Consider the following 16391-nt stretch of genomic DNA (forward strand, 5'->3'; position numbering starts at 1 on the left):
GGGATTAGGATTCAGGCTTTGGGCTTTGGGCTTTGGGCTTTGGGCTTTGGGCTTTGGGCTTTGGGGTTCGAACCTGAGGTCTGGCACGTCGGGCCTGGGGTTTCAGCATAAGAAAGCTTAGCAGCGTGCGGAGCCTGAAAACAAAAAAGGCGACCCGAAGGCCGCCTTTTTTACCGCTGCGAATTACGCTTCAATCGCGACGCGCAGTTTTTTCATCGCGTTCTTTTCAAGCTGACGGACGCGCTCGGCGGAAACGCCGTATTTGTCGGCCAGTTCCTGCAGCGTGGTTTTGTTGTCATCGTCCAGCCAGCGGGCACGGATAATGTCCTGGCTGCGCTCGTCCAGGCCCTGCATGGCGTCGCTCAGCTTGTCTGCGGCGTGGTTATCCCAGTTGTCTTCTTCAATGCCGTCGGCAAAGTCAGAAGATTTGTCCTGCAGATAAAGCATTGGTGCCATTGAGCGACCTTCGCCTTCGTCTTCCGGCGTCGGATCAAAGGTCATATCCTGGGCCGCCATGCGCGACTCCATTTCGAGCACGTCTTTGCTGGTTACGCCCAGCTCGCGCGCCACCATTTCAACTTCATCCTGATTAAACCAGCCCAGACGCTGCTTGGCTTTACGCAGGTTGAAGAACAGCTTGCGCTGCGCTTTGGTGGTAGCGACCTTAACGATGCGCCAGTTACGCAAAACGTATTCGTGGATTTCGGCTTTGATCCAGTGCACGGCAAAGGAGACCAGGCGCACGCCCACTTCCGGATTAAAGCGGCGTACCGCTTTCATCAGGCCGATGTTACCTTCCTGGATCAGATCCGCCTGCGGCAGACCGTAGCCGGAATAGTTACGAGCGACATGAACAACAAAGCGCAGGTGGGACAGGATCAGCTTCTTGGCTGCTTCCAGATCGCCCTGGTAATGCAGCCGTTCAGCCAGCGCTTTTTCCTCTTCTGCCGTCAGCACAGGCCAGGCATTAGCCGCCCGGATATAGGAATCCAGGTTGCCTAAAGGAGCAATAGCTAAAGTTTGCATTTCTTTGGTCATTCAAACCCTCTCTGTATTAAGCAATATTGCCGCACTTTCCCTGAGCGGTTCACAAGACTACGTGAACGATAACGAGAAAGGAGAGCAATCTGTGCTACTTCGACTACAAAGTTATCCACAAGTTCACTATCAGCTGTGCGTAATATACACACATTTCTCGGGAAGGGGAGCAGGCCGGAAAGATTTTTACGAGGAGGACTTCCTCTGCGGCACGATGCTCATGCAACAGAGGAATAGTATACCAAAAAAAATGAGAAGAGGTTACTGCGGCGTAAATCGACGTAAATGTTGCACCGTCGCCAGCCAGGCGGCAACCCAGCCGATCATGGCCGAAATCAGCAGCAGCAGCAGGCTTTCATCCCAGGCCAGCCCGTGCAGGCTAAAGGTGGTGCCGAACACGGCGGCAACCTGGGTGACCACCGATTCCAGGCGGAAAACCAGGATTTCGGACAGCGCCAGCGACAGCAGCGCGCCGCAGAAGCCCAGCAGCGCGCCGCCATACAGAAACGGTCGCAGAATAAAGCCGTCGGTCGCGCCGATCAGCTTCTGCACGTTAATCGTGTCGCGACGAGCAAAAATACTGAGCCGCACGCTGTTGCCGATCACCAGGAAGACCGCCACGATCATCAGGATGCCGATCATGGTCGCTACCTGGCCGACCAAACCTGCCAGCGCCGCCAGCCGGGCAAACCAGCTGTCGTCCATTTTTACTTCATCCACGCCCTGCACTTTCGCCACGCGGGAGCTGAGATTCTTCATGGTGTCTGAGTTTTGAAAATTGATTTGCGGCGTGATGATGGCTACGGCCGGCAGCGGATTCTGCTCCAGCATATCCATCGCGCCGCCAAAGCCGGACCAGTTGCGGAACTCGCCCATCGCTTCTTCGCGCGACAGGTAGTTAACCTTATCCACGCCCTCTTCTTTTTTCAGCTGGGCCACAACGTTCTCCGCCGCGTCGTCATCCAGCGTTTTGCTCAGATACACCGTCAGCTGCGGCGCGGGATACCACTGCTGCGCCGCGCTGCTGACGTTTTTCCACACCATAAAGCACACGCTTGGCAAGGTCAGAGAGATGGCGATCACCATCACCGTCAATAGCGTCGCCAGCGGCTGACGCCACATGTCGGACAGGGTGCCGCGCAGCGCATAGCGCCACTGCTCCTGCCAGCCGCCCTTCAGCGCTTTGCTTTTGGAAGGCTGCTTCGCCGCTTTTGGCGCGGCCGGACGCGGGTTACGCTTATTCGCCATAGTTGCCTCCGTGCAGACGCCCCTGATTCAGCGTCATCAGACGATAGTTGCGGCGGGCGATCAGCGCCCGGTCGTGAGTAGCCATCAGCACGGTCACGCCCACGCGGTTGAACTCTTCAAACAGGCGCAGGATATCTTCGGACAGGGCTTCATCCAGGTTGCCGGTTGGTTCATCCGCCAGCAGCACCGCAGGCTTGTTAACCACCGCGCGAGCGATGCCAACACGCTGCTGTTCGCCGCCCGACAGCTGAATAGGATAACTTTTCGCTTTGTCCAGCAGACCGACTTTATCCAGCGCGGCAGACACGCGACGGCGGATATCTTCCCCGCTTGCGCCCGCGATAATCAGCGGAATAGCCACGTTGTCATAGACGGACCTGTCCATCAGCAGATGGTGATCCTGGAAAATCATGCCGATCTGGCGGCGTAAAAAAGGCACTTCCCGGCTCTTCAGGCGGCTGATGTCGTGCCCGCTGAACCAGATATGGCCGGCGCTGGGGCGCTCGATGCCGCAGATCAGTTTCAGCAGGGTGCTTTTCCCCGCCCCGGAATGCCCGGTCAGAAACGCCATTTCTCCCGGTTGCAGATGAAAATCCACTCCCTGTAGCGCTTGCCGACCGCCGAGATAAGCCTTACTGACTTCTTCAAAGCGAATCATCCTAACTAGTCCTCTCGGGCAAATAGTGCCTCTATAAAATCGTCTGCCTTGAACGAGCGTAAATCTTCAATGCCTTCGCCGACGCCGATGTAGCGAATAGGAATACCGAACTGATCGGCCACCGAGAAGATCACGCCGCCTTTGGCGGTGCCGTCCAGCTTGGTCAGCGTGATGCCCGTCAGGCCCACCGCCTCATGGAACAGCTTAGTCTGGCTGATGGCGTTCTGGCCGGTGCTGGCGTCAATGGTCAGCATGACCTCGTGCGGCGCCTGCTCGTCCAGTTTTTTCATCACGCGCGTGATTTTCTTCAGCTCTTCCATCAGGTGCGATTTATTCTGCAAACGGCCTGCCGTATCGGCAATCAGGACGTCGACGTTGCGCGCTTTAGCCGCCTGAATCGCATCGAAAATGACCGAGGCGGAATCCGCGCCGGTATGCTGGGCGACAACAGGAATGTTGTTACGCTGCCCCCAGACCTGGAGCTGTTCGACCGCTGCCGCGCGGAAGGTGTCGCCCGCCGCCAGCATGACCGATTTGCCTTCCGCCTGATACTGGCGCGCCAGCTTGCCGATGGTGGTGGTTTTACCCACGCCGTTGACGCCGACCATCAGGATAACGAACGGCGTTTTGCCGGTGACGTCCAGCGGCGCCTCGACTTTCGCCAGAATGTCGGCCATTTCCTGCTTCAGCAGCCCGTATAGCGCTTCGGCGTCGCGCAGCTGTTTGCGGCTTGCCTGAGCGGTCAGGTTGGTAATGATGCGGCGTGTGGTCTCGACGCCTACGTCGGCAATCAGCAGCTGCTCTTCCAGCTCTTCAAACAGCTCATCATCGATTTTTTTACCGCGGAACAGGCTGACGAAGCCGGAACCTAAATTCTGTCGCGTTTTGACAAGGCTGCGCTTCAGGCGGGCGAAGAAGCCTTCTTTGGTCGGGCGCGCCTGCTCTTCCGCAGCCTGCTCCTGCTCTTCAGCGGCGTTAGCCTGCTCAACTTTAACCAGCGCGGCAGCGACGGATTCTTCTTCCTCAATGACCTTCAGCTCAGCTTCTGAGGCACCGGCAGAGAGCGCGGCGGCTTCCAGTTCTTCCGGCGTGATGTCATCGGCCTGTTCGGCGGCGATCGCAGCTTCTTCCGGTTCCGGCGCGTTAGCAACAATCTCTTCAGGCAGAGGTTCCGGCTCCGCCTGTACGGCCGCCGTCTCTTCCGGCAGCCATTCTTCTTCTGGTTCCGCCTTAGCGACCGCAAGCTCTTCCGGCAACGGCTCTTCTTCCGGTTCCGGCCTGGCGGCTACGCTCGCTTCCGGCAGCCACTCTTCTTCTGGCTCCGCCTTAGCGACCGCAAGCTCTTCCGGCAACGGCTCCTCTTTCGGCTCCGTCCTGGCGGCAGGTTTAGCGGCTGCGCGCGCTTCCGGCTCTGTTCTGGCCTGTTCGTTCGGGTCTCGTACTGCCTGCTCGCGAGCGACGGTTTCCGTCACTTCTACAACGGCTTCGGCGCGCTGCTCCACGTCAGGGGGCGTGGCGGCGTCTGCGGTTTCGCTCTGCTGCTGTTCTGACGTTTGGACCTCTTCCTCAGGCGCTTTTTCTTCGCGTCCTAATCCCAGCCAGGAAAAAAAGCCACGTTTTTTATTTTTTGCCATGGTGCAACCACACTCCTCGCGGGGAAAAAAACCGTCAGGTCTCTGAAAATAATCTTAATCCCCTAGTCTAACACTTTCCTGCTGACGCAACACAGCACCCTTTTTACGTTTCCTCTGCCCGGTAAGCCCGTTAAACTGTGCAACAAATTATGAAGAGTTAAGTCAGATGAATAAAAAACCTCGCGGCGGCAGCGCCGGACAGATCCGCATCATTGGCGGCCAGTGGCGCGGCAGAAAGCTGCCGGTGCCCGACAGTGCCGGACTGCGCCCTACCACCGATCGCGTGCGTGAGACGCTGTTTAACTGGCTGGCGCCCGATATTCAGGGCGCGCGTTGTCTGGACTGCTTTGCCGGCAGCGGCGCGCTGGGGCTGGAAGCGCTGTCGCGCCATGCGGCCTCGGCTACGCTGCTGGAGCTGGAGCGCCCGGTCGCGCAGCAGCTGGAGAAAAACCTGGCTACGCTGGGCGCGGCAAACGGCCGCGTGATTAATACCAATACGCTACAGTTTCTGGCGAAGCCTGGCGAACCTCACCAGATGGCCTTTATCGATCCGCCGTTCCGCAAAGGGCTGCTGGAAGAAACGCTGACGCTGCTGGAAAGCCAGGGCTGGCTGGCGGAAGAAGCCTTAATCTATGTAGAAAGCGAAGTGGAAAGCGGCGTGCCGCCCGTGCCGGTAAACTGGCAGCTGTACCGCGAGAAGGTCGCCGGACAGGTTGCCTGTCGTCTTTATGTTCGTCGTTCCCCTGAGAAGAGAGAAAGCCATGCTGATTAATCTGGGCAGAGCGCTGATGGTATGCGTATGGGCCTTTTTGCTGCTCAACCTGATCCATCCTTACCCCGCGCCGCTAAAATATTTTATTAACGTCGCGCTGTTCTTTATGGTGATTATGCACGGCTTACAGCTGGTGCTGATGCGCGCCACGCAGGCTAAAGAGGCGCCAAAACTGAGCGGCGCGCTTCAGGCTAAGATCTTCTTTTTTGGCGTGTTTGAACTGCTGGCCTGGCAGAAAAAGCAGTTTCCCAAACAGTAGGCGGCCGGGTCGTCTTTCCGGCCATGCCGTCAGCGCGGCCGGAAGGCGATAAATCGCGTGCCCTGTACCTGTAGTTCGCCCTTTTCTCCCCGTGCCAGCTGGTGATAGTCGCTGGCTTTCAGCACCAGCTTAAAATCTCCCGCGCCGTTCAGCGGATGGAACCACGCTTCGTATCGCATTGTTTCGACCGGAATATTTTCACGCTGGCGCGAGCGGAGGGCAGAGGTGGAGACTTCCCGTTTGTCTTTGATTTCGACCGGCAGGCTGCGTACGGGCGAAGCATCGTTGACCGCCACTTCCTGTCGCTGTTTGATAAATTGCCGGGTTGCCAGCACGGCGATAATGGCCAGCGTAATAAAAAAAATCAGGGGTGGCTTCACGACTTTTCCTCTTTTTTGCAGCGTAAACAGAAAGAATACAACCAGAGACCTCTCATTGTCACATCGTTGACCCCTGTCCTAAACTAAAACCAGAACTGTGGAATTTAGCATCTAAAAACAAAGGGACACATTATGATCTGGTCGTTTCTGGCAGTGCTTTTTTCCGGCTGGCTGTACGTTGACGCTACTTACCGTGGCCCGCAATGGCAGCGCTGGGTCTTTAAACCGGTCACGCTTTTACTGCTGCTCGCCTGGGCCTGGCAAGCGCCAGCGTTAAGCGCCACGGATTATCTCATTCTGTTTGGTCTGCTGGCGACGCTGGTCGGCGATGCGCTGATGCTGCTGCCCGAACGGCGGATGCTCTACGCTATCGGCGCATTTTTCCTCTCGCATCTGCTTTATACCATCTGCTTCGCCAGCCATATGACGCTGACGTTCTTCTGGCCGATCCCATTGACCGTATTGGTTATCGGCGCGCTGCTGATTGCGGCTATCTGGACAAAGCTGGAGGATCTGCGCTGGCCGGTTTGCACCTTTATCGGCATGACGCTGCTGATGGTCTGGCTGACTACCGAGCAATACGTTTTCCGGCCGACGGACTACGGTTTCTCATTAATGGTCGGAACGTCGCTGCTGCTGCTCGCCAATATCGTTTGGCTGGTTAGCCACTATCGTCGCCGCTTTGCCGCCGACAGTGCCATCACGGCCGCCTGTTATTTCGCGGGTCACTTTATGATCGTCCGCTCGCTCTATCTCTGATTTATGCCTTGACTCTGGAGTCAGCTCCAGAGTGTAAGATAAGCCTGGCGGGGAAGCAGCCCGTCAGGCTTATCAGGAGGCGTCATGCAACAACACACATCTTCTCCCTGCCCTTGCGGGCAGCGCCACGCGGCCGGACAGCAAGGTTGCAGCAGGCCGCGTCCCGAACTGGGGAAAATCACCTCTTTTCACATCCAGTGCGCCACCGCCAGCGATCCGCTGCCTGAGAAAGAAGAAAGCATCGGCGCGGACTATAGCTGGCAAATCGGCGGCATGGACTGTCCGGGCTGCGCCAGGAAAATCGAAAACGCCGTAGGCCAGCTGCAAGGCGTCACTCAGGCTCGCGTCCTGTTCGCTACGGAAAAGCTGGTGGTAAGCGCCGATAAAGATGTGCAGCAGCAGGTTGAGCAGGCGGTTGCCAGAGCCGGGTTTACCCTGCGCTCTGCCACGCAGCCAGCGGCAAAGTCAGCCGGGTTCTGGCGGGAAAACGGCATGCTGCTGCTGCTCGGCGGGCTGCTGCTCGCCAGCTGGCTGCTACAGACGATCGATCCGCAGGCCGGGAAAGTCGCGTTTATCGTCACCACGCTGACGGGCTGCTGGCCCGTTGCCCGTACCGCCCTGCGCCTGATGCGCAGCGGGACGCCTTTTGCCATTGAAACGTTAATGACCGTAGCCGCGCTTGGCGCGCTTTTTATCGGTGCGACCGCAGAGGCGGCCATGGTGCTGCTGCTGTTTATGCTTGGGGAACGTCTGGAGGCTTTTGCCGCAGGGCGCGCGCGCCGTGGCGTAACGGCGCTGATGGCGTTAAAACCCGAGCAGGCGTTGCGCATCCGGAACGAGGTGCGTGAAACCGTGGCCGTGAGCGCGCTACGGCCTGGCGATCTTATTGAGGTTGCCGCAGGCGGGCGCCTGCCTGCCGACGCCAGCCTGGTCACATCCTTCGCCAGCTTTGATGAAAGCGCGCTGACTGGCGAATCCATGCCGGTAGAGCGGCAGGCAGGCGAAGCCGTGGCGGCAGGCAGCCTGAGCGTCGATAGCCTGGTGAGGCTGAAAGTCACGTCAAAACCTGGCCAGAGCGCTATCGACCGTATCCTGCATTTGATTGAAGAAGCAGACGCTAACCGCGCGCCGGTCGAACGTTTTCTCGATCGTTTTAGCCGCATTTACACGCCGCTGGTGATGGCTGTCGCGCTGCTGGTGGCAACCGTGCCGCCGCTGTTCTTTGCCGGCGACTGGCCGTCATGGATTTATAAAGGACTGACTTTGCTGCTGATCGGCTGCCCCTGCGCGCTGGTGATCTCTACGCCAGCGGCGATCACCTCCGGCCTGGCCGCTGCGGCCCGCCATGGCGTACTGATTAAGGGCGGCGCGGCGCTGGAAAGCCTCAACGGCGTGCGCACGCTGGCGTTCGACAAAACCGGCACGCTGACCGAAGGCAAACCCCGTATTGAGAGCATTCAGACCTTTACTGCCCTTAGCGAAGCGGAACTGCTGGCTAAAGCCGCTGCCGTTGAACAGGGTTCTTCTCATCCGCTGGCCAGGGCGATTGTGCGGCTGGCAGAGCAGCGCCAGCTTGTTATACCTGCCGCTACGGCGCAGCGGGCGGTGGCAGGAAGCGGTATAGAAGCAACAGTGAGCGGTCACAAACTTTTAATCTGCGCGCCCGCTGGACTAAGGCTGACAGCAGAACAGCTGAAGATTGTGGCGGAGCTGGAGTCGGCGGGAAATACGGTGGTCATTATCGTACAGGATGCTATGCCGATCGGACTTATCGCACTGCGCGATACGCTACGTGCGGACGCTGTTGCCGCGCTGAGCGAACTTCATGCTTTAAACATAGAAACGGTCATGCTGACCGGCGACAACCCGCGCGCGGCGGCCGCTATCGCCAACGAGCTTGCCATCAGCTATCGCGCGGGCCTGCTGCCTGCGGACAAAGTAGCGGCCATTCATGAGCTAAACCAACGGCGCGCCGTAGCGATGGTCGGCGACGGCATCAACGATGCGCCTGCAATGAAAGCGGCAACGGTGGGCATTGCGATGGGCGGCGGCAGCGACGTCGCGCTGGAAACCGCCGACGCGGCGCTGACGCATAACCGGCTGGCGGGCCTGGCGACGATGATCCGCCTGGCACGCGCCACCCATGCCAATATCCGGCAGAATATTGCGCTGGCGCTCGGGCTGAAGGGGGTATTTCTGGTCACCACGCTGCTGGGCATTACCGGGCTGTGGCTGGCCGTGCTGGCGGACTCCGGCGCCACCGCGTTGGTCACGGCGAACGCGCTACGATTGCTGAGTAAGCGCTAACTTTACAACCTGCCCGTGGTGATACGGGCAGGACGCGGCGCTACAACCCCTTTTTTAACAGATAGCGATAGGGTAATTCCTCGGTTGCCTGTGCCAGCAGCGTATGTTCCATAAAGCGGCAGAAACCGGGGATATCGCGCGTGGTGGCCGGATCGTCGGCGATAACCAGCAGCGTTTCGCCCTCCTGCATATGGCGTACGGCTTTACGCACCATCATCACCGGCTCAGGACAGCGCAGGCCCAAAGCATCCAGGGTTTGGTCGGGATTTGCGAACGGTTCGCTCATAACATTCTCAATCAGACAGGAAATGCCCCTATTTTACCCCCGACGTCGGTATGTGCAAGCCAGGCTCTGAACGACAACGTTTGCGCTAAAATTAACCATTGCATTAGCAGGCTGATTCGGTAAGATGCCGCGCAATCGCTCAGGCGAGACAATTTTTTGGGTTCCCTCACCCCATAGTTAAAAAAGGCTACATCGATGATCTCTTTCTCTTCTCGTCAGCGTACACATGCGCTGATCTGGCTATCGCTGTTCCATCTGCTGGTTATTACCTCCAGTAATTATCTGGTGCAGCTGCCCATTTCGATTTTTGGTTTCCATACCACCTGGGGCGCGTTCAGCTTTCCCTTTATCTTTCTGGCTACCGATTTAACGGTACGAATTTTCGGCGCGCCGCTGGCCCGACGAATTATTCTTGCGGTGATGATCCCGGCGCTGTTTATCTCCTATAGCATTTCTGCGCTGTTCTATCAGGGCGAATGGCAGGGACTGGGCGCGTTGGCAAGCGTTAACCTGTTTGTCGCTCGTATCGCCTGCGCCAGCTTTATGGCCTATGCGCTGGGACAAATCCTCGACGTGCACGTTTTTAACCGCTTGCGCAAGCTGCCGCAATGGTGGGTAGCCCCCGCCTCCGCTATGTTCCTGGGCAATATCAGCGACACGCTGGCGTTCTTTTTTATCGCTTTCTACAAAAGCCCCGATCCGTTTATGGCTCAGAACTGGGTAGAAATTGCGCTGGTGGACTACAGCTTTAAGGTGCTTATCTGCATGATTTTCTTCCTGCCGGCCTATGGCGTGCTGTTAAACGCCACGCTGAAGCGGATAACGGAAAAATCCTCTGGCGCTCAGGTCAACTTCGGCTAGTCTGTCACTCTGTGGCGTCGCGCCCGGCCATGGGTTTTGGCGGGCAGCGCGCCACGGCAGGTTGCTTTTAGCCGCTGATTACTATTGTATAAGTTGCTGAACAGCGCGAACGACTAACGTAAAAGGGATCACGATGCGTAACTTACTGAAATATGCCGGTATCGGTTTACTGGTGGTCGGACTGGCCGCCTGCGACGGCAAAGATGATAAAGCCGCCGCCGATGATAACGGCGTCAGCAGCAGCCAAAGCAGCCAGACCGTTACCCTGATGGACGGCAAGCTCAGCTTCTCGCTGCCGGCAGGCATGTCCGATCAAAGTGGAAAAATGGGCACGCAGGCCAATAATATGCACGTGTACGCCGATGCCAGCGGCCAGAAAGCGATTATCGTGATTGCGGGCGACGCCACGAATGAAAGCCTGGACGTGCTGGCGAAGCGCCTGGAAGATCAGCAGCGTAATCGCGATGCGCAGCTGCAGGTAGTGACCAATAAATCTGTCGAGCTGAAAGGCCAGCCAGCACAGCAGCTGGATTCGGTGATTTCGGCCAAGGGCCAGTCTTCCTGGTCGTCAGTGCTGCTGGCGAAAGTTGACGGCAAACTGCTGACCCTGCAGATTACGCTGCCTGCGGACAATCAGCAGCAGTCGCAGACCGAAGCAGAGAATATTATCAACACGGTAGTGCTGAAATAATTTCCCTTTAAAAAAATAGCGCCCGGCGGAAATATCGGGCGCTATTTTTATTTACGCGGCGGTTTTGCAACAGCCTTTTCCCGACCGCGCCGTTTACTAAGTCCTGTTGCCGTTGTGATGGGAAACGCATGCCTGACCATCACTTTCCCGGCTTACTCCTTACTGGCTAACATTTCCCTGTGGGCAATGCCTGACAGATCGGCTTACAGACCTGCGTGTTCGCGAATATATTTTCGGGCCTTAACGGCATATTCGAACGGATTCGCCAGCGCCGGATCCTGCTCCGCCTCCACCACCATCCAGCCTTTGTAACCCGACTCGTCCAGGATTTTAAACACCGGATCAAAATCAATCACGCCATCGCCGGGAACGGTAAAGGTACCTTTTTTTACGCCGTCCAGGAAAGAGAGCCGCTGGCTTCTGACCTGTGCCACCACCTCATCACGCACGTCCTTCAGATGTACGTGATTGATTCGCGGCAGATATTTTTCCAGAATGGCCAGCATTTGCGCCTGGCTGCCTTCCGAGTAGTAGGCATGGCCGGTATCGAACAGCAGATAAACGTTGTCCTGAGTCAACGACATAAATTTGTCGATCTCTGCCGCGGTCTGAATGGCCGTCCCCATATGATGGTGCAAACAAACCTGCATGCCTTTTTCCGCCGCCAGCGCGGCCAGCTCGTTATAGCCCTTCGCCGTCAGCCGCCACTCCTCCTCGGTAAAATGCGGCTTCTCTTCCAGCACCGCCAGCGTGGTGCCCTGAATGCTTTTGCTCTGCTCGGAGCAGCCGATCACTTTAGCGCCCATCGCGTGAAGAAAGTCGCGATGGTTGATAAATTCATCAATGGTTTTTGCCCTGTCGCCATTGGCGAAAAAGGTGCTGAACCAGGCGTTGCAGATTTGAATACCGCGAATGTTCAGCATCGGTTTCAGCACCGCCGGATCGCGCGGATATTTACTGCCGACCTCACTGCCGGTGAAGCCAGCCAGCGCCATTTCGCTGACGATTTGCTGGAAAGTGTTTTCTGCACCCAGCTCAGGCATATCGTCATTGGTCCAGCCAATCGGGGCTATCGCCAGCTTTACGTTCTCTTTGTTCATGGTGGTGCCTCAGCGGTCTGTCATTAAGATGGCGCGGCGCGCCTGCCTGGGCTTTCCGCGCGTAGGATCGGCCTGTTGCGCCTGAAGGTTAGCGAAGCAGTTCGCGCTCGATCAGCTCACGGGTTTCCACGGCCTGATATTTCATTTTTTCCGGATAGCCAAACAGCGAGGCGGCAACTATCGACTCGCCGCCGACTTTATGAGTGCGGTTGGCAAAATCCATCTCGCGCAGGGTTTTAAACAGCGTATCGAAATCCACTTCGCCTTCGCCCACGCCCACGTGCTGATGGATGGTGGCATCCACGCCTGGCGGATTGACGATATAGCGGCAGTGTTTGGTGTGGTTCATGGTATCGGCGATGAGCACGTGTGAAAGTTCGCCGCCCGCATATTCCAGCATGCTTTTTACGTCGCCTTTGCCTTTGTCGTAGAAGAAGGTATGCGGCACGCTATAAAGATATTTGACGTTTTCGCTGCGGAACGACTTCACCAGATCGGCAGTTTCGTTGTTTTCTTCGCAGAAATCCCAGGGGTGTGACTGAATTTCAATGCGAATACCTTCCCGCTCGACGATGGGCAGCAGCTCCTCCATAGAGCGGTAAAACATCTCTTCGCAGATCTCCGGTTCGTTCGGCGTGCCGGAAAGCTCGGTATTGATAACCTGCACGCCAGTTTCCACCGCGATTTCAATCATACGCTTCCAGTTGCGCACGGCCGCCTGGCGACGTGCCTCATCCGGGCCTGACCAACGGTAGACCACGATATAGGAAGAGATTTCCAGCCCGGTTTCACGCAGCGCGTTTTTGTATTCGGTGATGATTTCCCGGCTGGCCCTGGGATGTTTGTAGAACGGATTAATCTGCGGATGCGGCGACTGCTCAATATATTTGTAGCCCCACTCCGCCACCTGGTGAACCATTTTGGTGATGCCCAAATCTTTAATGACGTCTACATCAAAGGCGATTTTCATCGGTTTCTCCCTGCTAATCATTTGACAACCCCTCTGCCTGCGCAGAGGAGTCGGTCGGCATTATTTGTTGTAAAACGCCGGACGCGGCGGCAGCTCAACGCTTTCAATCGCCCCGCTTTCCTGCGCCTTCAGGCAGGCATCTGCCGCTACGGAAGCCGCATAGCCATCCCATGCGGAAGGGCCGTGCAGTTGGCCAGCCGTGACGTCATTGATAAACGCCTGTAGCTCAACGTCATAGGCATCGATAAAGCGATCCTTCCAGTCGGTCAGAATGGAAGTGGAGAGCTTCGCCTCTTTACGCAGCTGGACAGAGGCTGGCTCCGGCAGTCTGGCGATCCCGGTTTCGCCCACGACCTCACACTGGATGTCGTAGCCATAGGCGCAGTTAACGAAGATTTCGACGTCGATGCGCACGCCTTTTTGCGTTTCAAACAGCACGATTTGCGGATCGCGCAGCTTCGCATGCGTATTTTTGGTATCACGCGGGAAAACCACCTGAACCGTTTTATAGTCGTCCTCGGTCAGCCAGCGCAGCACGTCCAGCTCGTGGATCAGCGTGCTGGTGATCGCCATATCGGTGGTATAGCTTTCTGGTACGCTTGGGTTGCGATGGGCGCAGTGCAGCATCAGCGGCTCGCCGATATCGCCGTTGGTGATAACCTGCTTTAACGCGCGATAGCCGGTATCGTAAGGACGCATAAAGCCCACCTGCACCAGACGCTTGCCGTGGGCAATTTCAGCCTCCACCACGCGGCGGCAGCCTTCAGCCGTCAGCGCCAGCGGCTTTTCGCAAAATACCGGTTTGCCCGCCGCGATGGCCGCGAGCGTAAATTCTTCATGCGTGGGATCCCAGGAGGTGACGATTAGCGCGTCAACGTCAGAGGAGCGAATAACATCGTGGCCGTTGGCATAGACTTCCGCCTCCAGACCCAGACGGCTAACCACGCCTTTAGCGCCTTCGATATTAATATCGGAGACGGCCACCACTTTCGCGCCCTGCAACACTTTGCTGCAGCGACGAATATGTTCCTGACCGATTGCGCCGGTGCCGATTACGCCAAGTTTCAGTGTCATAACTACTCCGTTCGAATGTAGGGTATAGGGGAGTCTTCCGGACGGGAAAACCCGTCCGGTTCAGGCCACAGAGAATGAATTAGTATTTACGTGCCTGGTCGAGATGCTCGTTCAGCATGTGGGCCACGGCGTTAATGCGTTCGGACTGCGATACCTGCGCGCCGCCCACGTGCCACCAGCTGAAATATTTGTGCACCATGGTTTTTGGCAGCACTTTAATGTCAATCAGCGTGGATACCGGCGACTGACGCGCTTCTTCCAACGCCTGCTTCAGCTGCGCCAGCGTGGTGACGCGCCATGTTTTACAGCCGTAGCCAGCGGCGATGGCGGCGAAATCCACCGGGATCAGGCCGCCGTCCAGCTTGCCGCCTTCGGCATTGCGGAAGCGGAACTCGGTGGTAAAGCTGTCCATGCCGTGTTCCATTTGCAGGTTGTTGATGCAGCCGTTAGTCATGTTGTCGAACAGCACCACGTTGATCTTGGCGTTCTCCTGGAGAGAGGTCACCAGCTCGGAGTGCAGCATCATAAAGGAGCCATCGCCGACCAGCGTGTAGACCTCCCGGTGCGGCTCGGCCAGCTTGACCCCGAGCGAGGCGTTGACCTCGTAGCCCATACAGGAATAGCCGTACTCAACGTGATAGCCGTTGTAATCCTTATTGCGCCACACGCGTTGCAGATCGCCCGGCAGGCTACCGGCCGCGGCGACGATCACCGCATCCTTTGGGAGATTTTCATTTAGCGTACCCAGCACGCTGCTTTGCGTCAGGAACGAATCGGTCAGCCGGTTGAATTCGGCAAAAACGGCCTCGCGATCCAGACGATCGTCAATCTCCGGCACAAAACCCTCGTTGCTGTAAACCGCCTGATAAACGCGCTGCGTTTCCTTCAATAATTTGCTCTGTGCCTGAGCAATTTTCTCTCCCCAGCCGCTGGTGAAGCCCTGAGCGGCCAGCCGGTTATCCAGTGCGGTAAGCGCCTCGCGCGCATCGGCCACCACCTGTACGCCGTCCAGCTTCCAGGCATCAAAGCTGCTGACGTTAACGTTGAGATAGCTGACGTCCGGGTTCTGGAAGATCCATTTTGAGGCGGTGGTGAAATCGGTGTAACGCGTGCCGACGCCAATCACCAGATCGGTCTCCTTCGCCAGCAGGTTGGCCGCCAGGCAGCCGGTTTCACCCACGCCGCCGACGTTCAGCGGATGATCGGAAAGGATCGTGCCCTTACCGGCCTGCGTTTCCGCAAACGGGATTTGATGACGCTCGGCAAACTGGCGGAGCGCCTCGCCCGCTTCGGAATATTTCACGCCGCCGCCGCAGACAATCAGCGGCTTGCGTTTGCCGGCGATCAGCTTCAGCGCGGCCGCCAGCTGGGCTTCGGTCGGCAGACGGCGATCGAGCAGGTGCACGCGCTTCTGGAAGAAATAGTCGGGATAATCCCAGGCTTCGCCCTGCACGTCCTGCGGCAGCGAAAGGGTAACGGCGCCGGTTTCTGCCGGATCGGTCAGCACGCGCATGGCGTTGATGCAGGCGGTCATCAGCTGTTCCGGGCGGTTTATCCGATCCCAGTATTTGCTGACCGCGCGAAACGCATCGTTGGTGCTGATGCTAAGATCGTGACTCTGTTCAATCTGTTGCAGCACCGGATCGGGCTGGCGGGTAGCAAACACATCGCCAGGCAGCAGCAGTAAAGGAATACGGTTAGCGGAAGCGGTGCCCGCAGCGGTGATCATATTGGCCGCGCCAGGCCCCACGGAAGAGGTGCAGGCGATGATCTCCCGCCGCAGCTTCTGCTTGGCGTAGCCGATAGCGGCGTGCGCCATGCCCTGTTCGTTACGCCCCTGACGCACGATCAGATCGCCGCTGTCCTGCTCCAGCGCCTGCCCCAGTCCCAGCACGTTGCCGTGGCCGAAAATAGCAAAAATGCCCTTCACAAACTTGGTTTCGACGCCATCTACCGACAGATACTGATTGTCGAGAAATCTGACTAAAGCCTGTGCCGTGGTTAATCTGATCTTGCCCATTTGCTCTTCCTTACGGTACGGCGACAGACCGTCGGTCTGCCGCGTTTCGCCCGAGTAATCGCCACTGCGGTAATGGCCGAAAATGAAACGTGAGGCGATTATAAACAAATATTTTTTTCACTAAACCACATTACAGAAGAAACATTTCATTTTGCGAGTGAGATCAAATTATGCCCTGCAACGCACATCGCCGGAATGCCTGGCCGGGCAGCGGCAGCATGGCCGGATGCCAGCAACAAAAATGCGGATTATTTCTTTATATATCAAATAAATAATTAATATAAATACACATTTTTTAACCTGCCTGTTGCCTGGCTGAAACCATGAAAAGAGT

The 16391-nt window shown here is 57.2% G+C and carries 16 protein-coding genes; 6 read left to right on the plus strand and 10 right to left on the minus strand.

Annotated features, from left to right (window positions below):
• Positions 1–183: 183 nt before the first annotated feature.
• From rpoH to ftsY, 4 genes are all read right to left on the minus strand, one after another.
• A complete protein-coding gene (gene rpoH, locus QZH36_RS19565; RefSeq protein ID WP_125289936.1) occupies positions 184–1038 on the minus strand; it encodes an RNA polymerase sigma factor RpoH in 855 nt (284 codons plus the stop codon).
• 261 nt (positions 1039–1299) lie between these two features.
• On the minus strand, positions 1300–2286 hold the full coding sequence (gene ftsX / locus QZH36_RS19570) for a permease-like cell division protein FtsX (protein WP_253457488.1): 987 nt from the start codon (positions 2284–2286) through the stop codon (positions 1300–1302).
• A complete protein-coding gene (gene ftsE, locus QZH36_RS19575) occupies positions 2276–2944 on the minus strand; it encodes a cell division ATP-binding protein FtsE (protein WP_125289938.1) in 669 nt (222 codons plus the stop codon). Before ftsE ends, ftsX begins: the two co-directional genes overlap by 11 nt.
• A gap of 5 nt (positions 2945–2949) precedes the next feature.
• Positions 2950–4578, minus strand: a complete 1629-nt coding sequence (gene ftsY, locus QZH36_RS19580; RefSeq protein WP_253457485.1) for a signal recognition particle-docking protein FtsY — start codon at positions 4576–4578, stop codon at positions 2950–2952.
• 166 nt (positions 4579–4744) lie between these two features.
• Here ftsY and rsmD point away from each other — a divergent pair, with 166 nt between their 5' ends.
• Positions 4745–5350: a 16S rRNA (guanine(966)-N(2))-methyltransferase gene (gene rsmD / locus QZH36_RS19585; protein WP_253457481.1), complete on the plus strand. Its 606-nt coding sequence runs from the start codon at positions 4745–4747 to the stop codon at positions 5348–5350.
• Positions 5340–5609 (plus strand): DUF1145 family protein, encoded by a 270-nt coding sequence (locus QZH36_RS19590; protein WP_253457478.1) that lies wholly within the window; start codon positions 5340–5342, stop codon positions 5607–5609. Before rsmD ends, QZH36_RS19590 begins: the two co-directional genes overlap by 11 nt.
• A gap of 29 nt (positions 5610–5638) precedes the next feature.
• On the opposite strand, the gene QZH36_RS19595 is transcribed toward QZH36_RS19590, so the two are convergent.
• Positions 5639–5989: a DUF2500 domain-containing protein gene (locus QZH36_RS19595; protein WP_253457475.1), complete on the minus strand. Its 351-nt coding sequence runs from the start codon at positions 5987–5989 to the stop codon at positions 5639–5641.
• A 132-nt stretch (positions 5990–6121) separates the two neighbouring features.
• Here QZH36_RS19595 and QZH36_RS19600 point away from each other — a divergent pair, with 132 nt between their 5' ends.
• Positions 6122–6748 carry a lysoplasmalogenase gene (locus tag QZH36_RS19600; RefSeq protein WP_253457472.1) on the plus strand — a complete coding sequence of 209 codons (627 nt, stop codon included), beginning with the start codon at positions 6122–6124 and terminating at the stop codon, positions 6746–6748.
• Between the two features lie 84 nt (positions 6749–6832).
• Positions 6833–9055, plus strand: a complete 2223-nt coding sequence (locus QZH36_RS19605; RefSeq protein WP_301730926.1) for a zinc/cadmium/mercury/lead-transporting ATPase — start codon at positions 6833–6835, stop codon at positions 9053–9055.
• Positions 9056–9095: 40 nt separating this feature from the next.
• Here QZH36_RS19605 and tusA read toward each other — a convergent pair whose 3' ends face one another.
• Positions 9096–9341 carry a sulfurtransferase TusA gene (gene tusA / locus QZH36_RS19610; protein ID WP_253457466.1) on the minus strand — a complete coding sequence of 82 codons (246 nt, stop codon included), beginning with the start codon at positions 9339–9341 and terminating at the stop codon, positions 9096–9098.
• A 195-nt stretch (positions 9342–9536) separates the two neighbouring features.
• On the opposite strand from tusA, the gene QZH36_RS19615 reads away from it, so the two are divergent.
• Both QZH36_RS19615 and QZH36_RS19620 read left to right on the plus strand, forming a co-directional pair.
• Entirely contained in the window at positions 9537–10202 is a 666-nt protein-coding gene (locus QZH36_RS19615; protein ID WP_253457463.1) for a 7-cyano-7-deazaguanine/7-aminomethyl-7-deazaguanine transporter, read from the plus strand.
• 133 nt (positions 10203–10335) lie between these two features.
• Positions 10336–10893 carry a DcrB family lipoprotein gene (locus QZH36_RS19620; RefSeq protein WP_125289947.1) on the plus strand — a complete coding sequence of 186 codons (558 nt, stop codon included), beginning with the start codon at positions 10336–10338 and terminating at the stop codon, positions 10891–10893.
• Between the two features lie 203 nt (positions 10894–11096).
• Here the strand turns inward: QZH36_RS19620 and iolE are convergent, their stop codons facing one another.
• The 4 genes from iolE to iolD all read right to left on the minus strand — a co-directional run bounded on the left by iolE (position 11097) and on the right by iolD (position 16057).
• Positions 11097–11993, minus strand: coding sequence for a myo-inosose-2 dehydratase (gene iolE / locus QZH36_RS19625; protein WP_301251880.1), 897 nt, complete (start codon positions 11991–11993; stop codon positions 11097–11099).
• A gap of 88 nt (positions 11994–12081) precedes the next feature.
• Entirely contained in the window at positions 12082–12963 is an 882-nt protein-coding gene (locus tag QZH36_RS19630; RefSeq protein WP_301730927.1) for a sugar phosphate isomerase/epimerase family protein, read from the minus strand.
• 60 nt (positions 12964–13023) lie between these two features.
• Positions 13024–14037, minus strand: a complete 1014-nt coding sequence (iolG, locus tag QZH36_RS19635; protein ID WP_253457454.1) for a bifunctional inositol 2-dehydrogenase/D-chiro-inositol 1-dehydrogenase — start codon at positions 14035–14037, stop codon at positions 13024–13026.
• Between the two features lie 79 nt (positions 14038–14116).
• Positions 14117–16057: a 3D-(3,5/4)-trihydroxycyclohexane-1,2-dione acylhydrolase (decyclizing) gene (gene iolD, locus QZH36_RS19640; RefSeq protein WP_301730929.1), complete on the minus strand. Its 1941-nt coding sequence runs from the start codon at positions 16055–16057 to the stop codon at positions 14117–14119.
• Between the last annotated feature and the right edge of the window lie 334 nt (positions 16058–16391).

Source organism: Erwinia wuhanensis, assembly GCF_030484085.1.
GTDB classification, from domain to species: domain Bacteria; phylum Pseudomonadota; class Gammaproteobacteria; order Enterobacterales; family Enterobacteriaceae; genus Erwinia; species Erwinia aeris.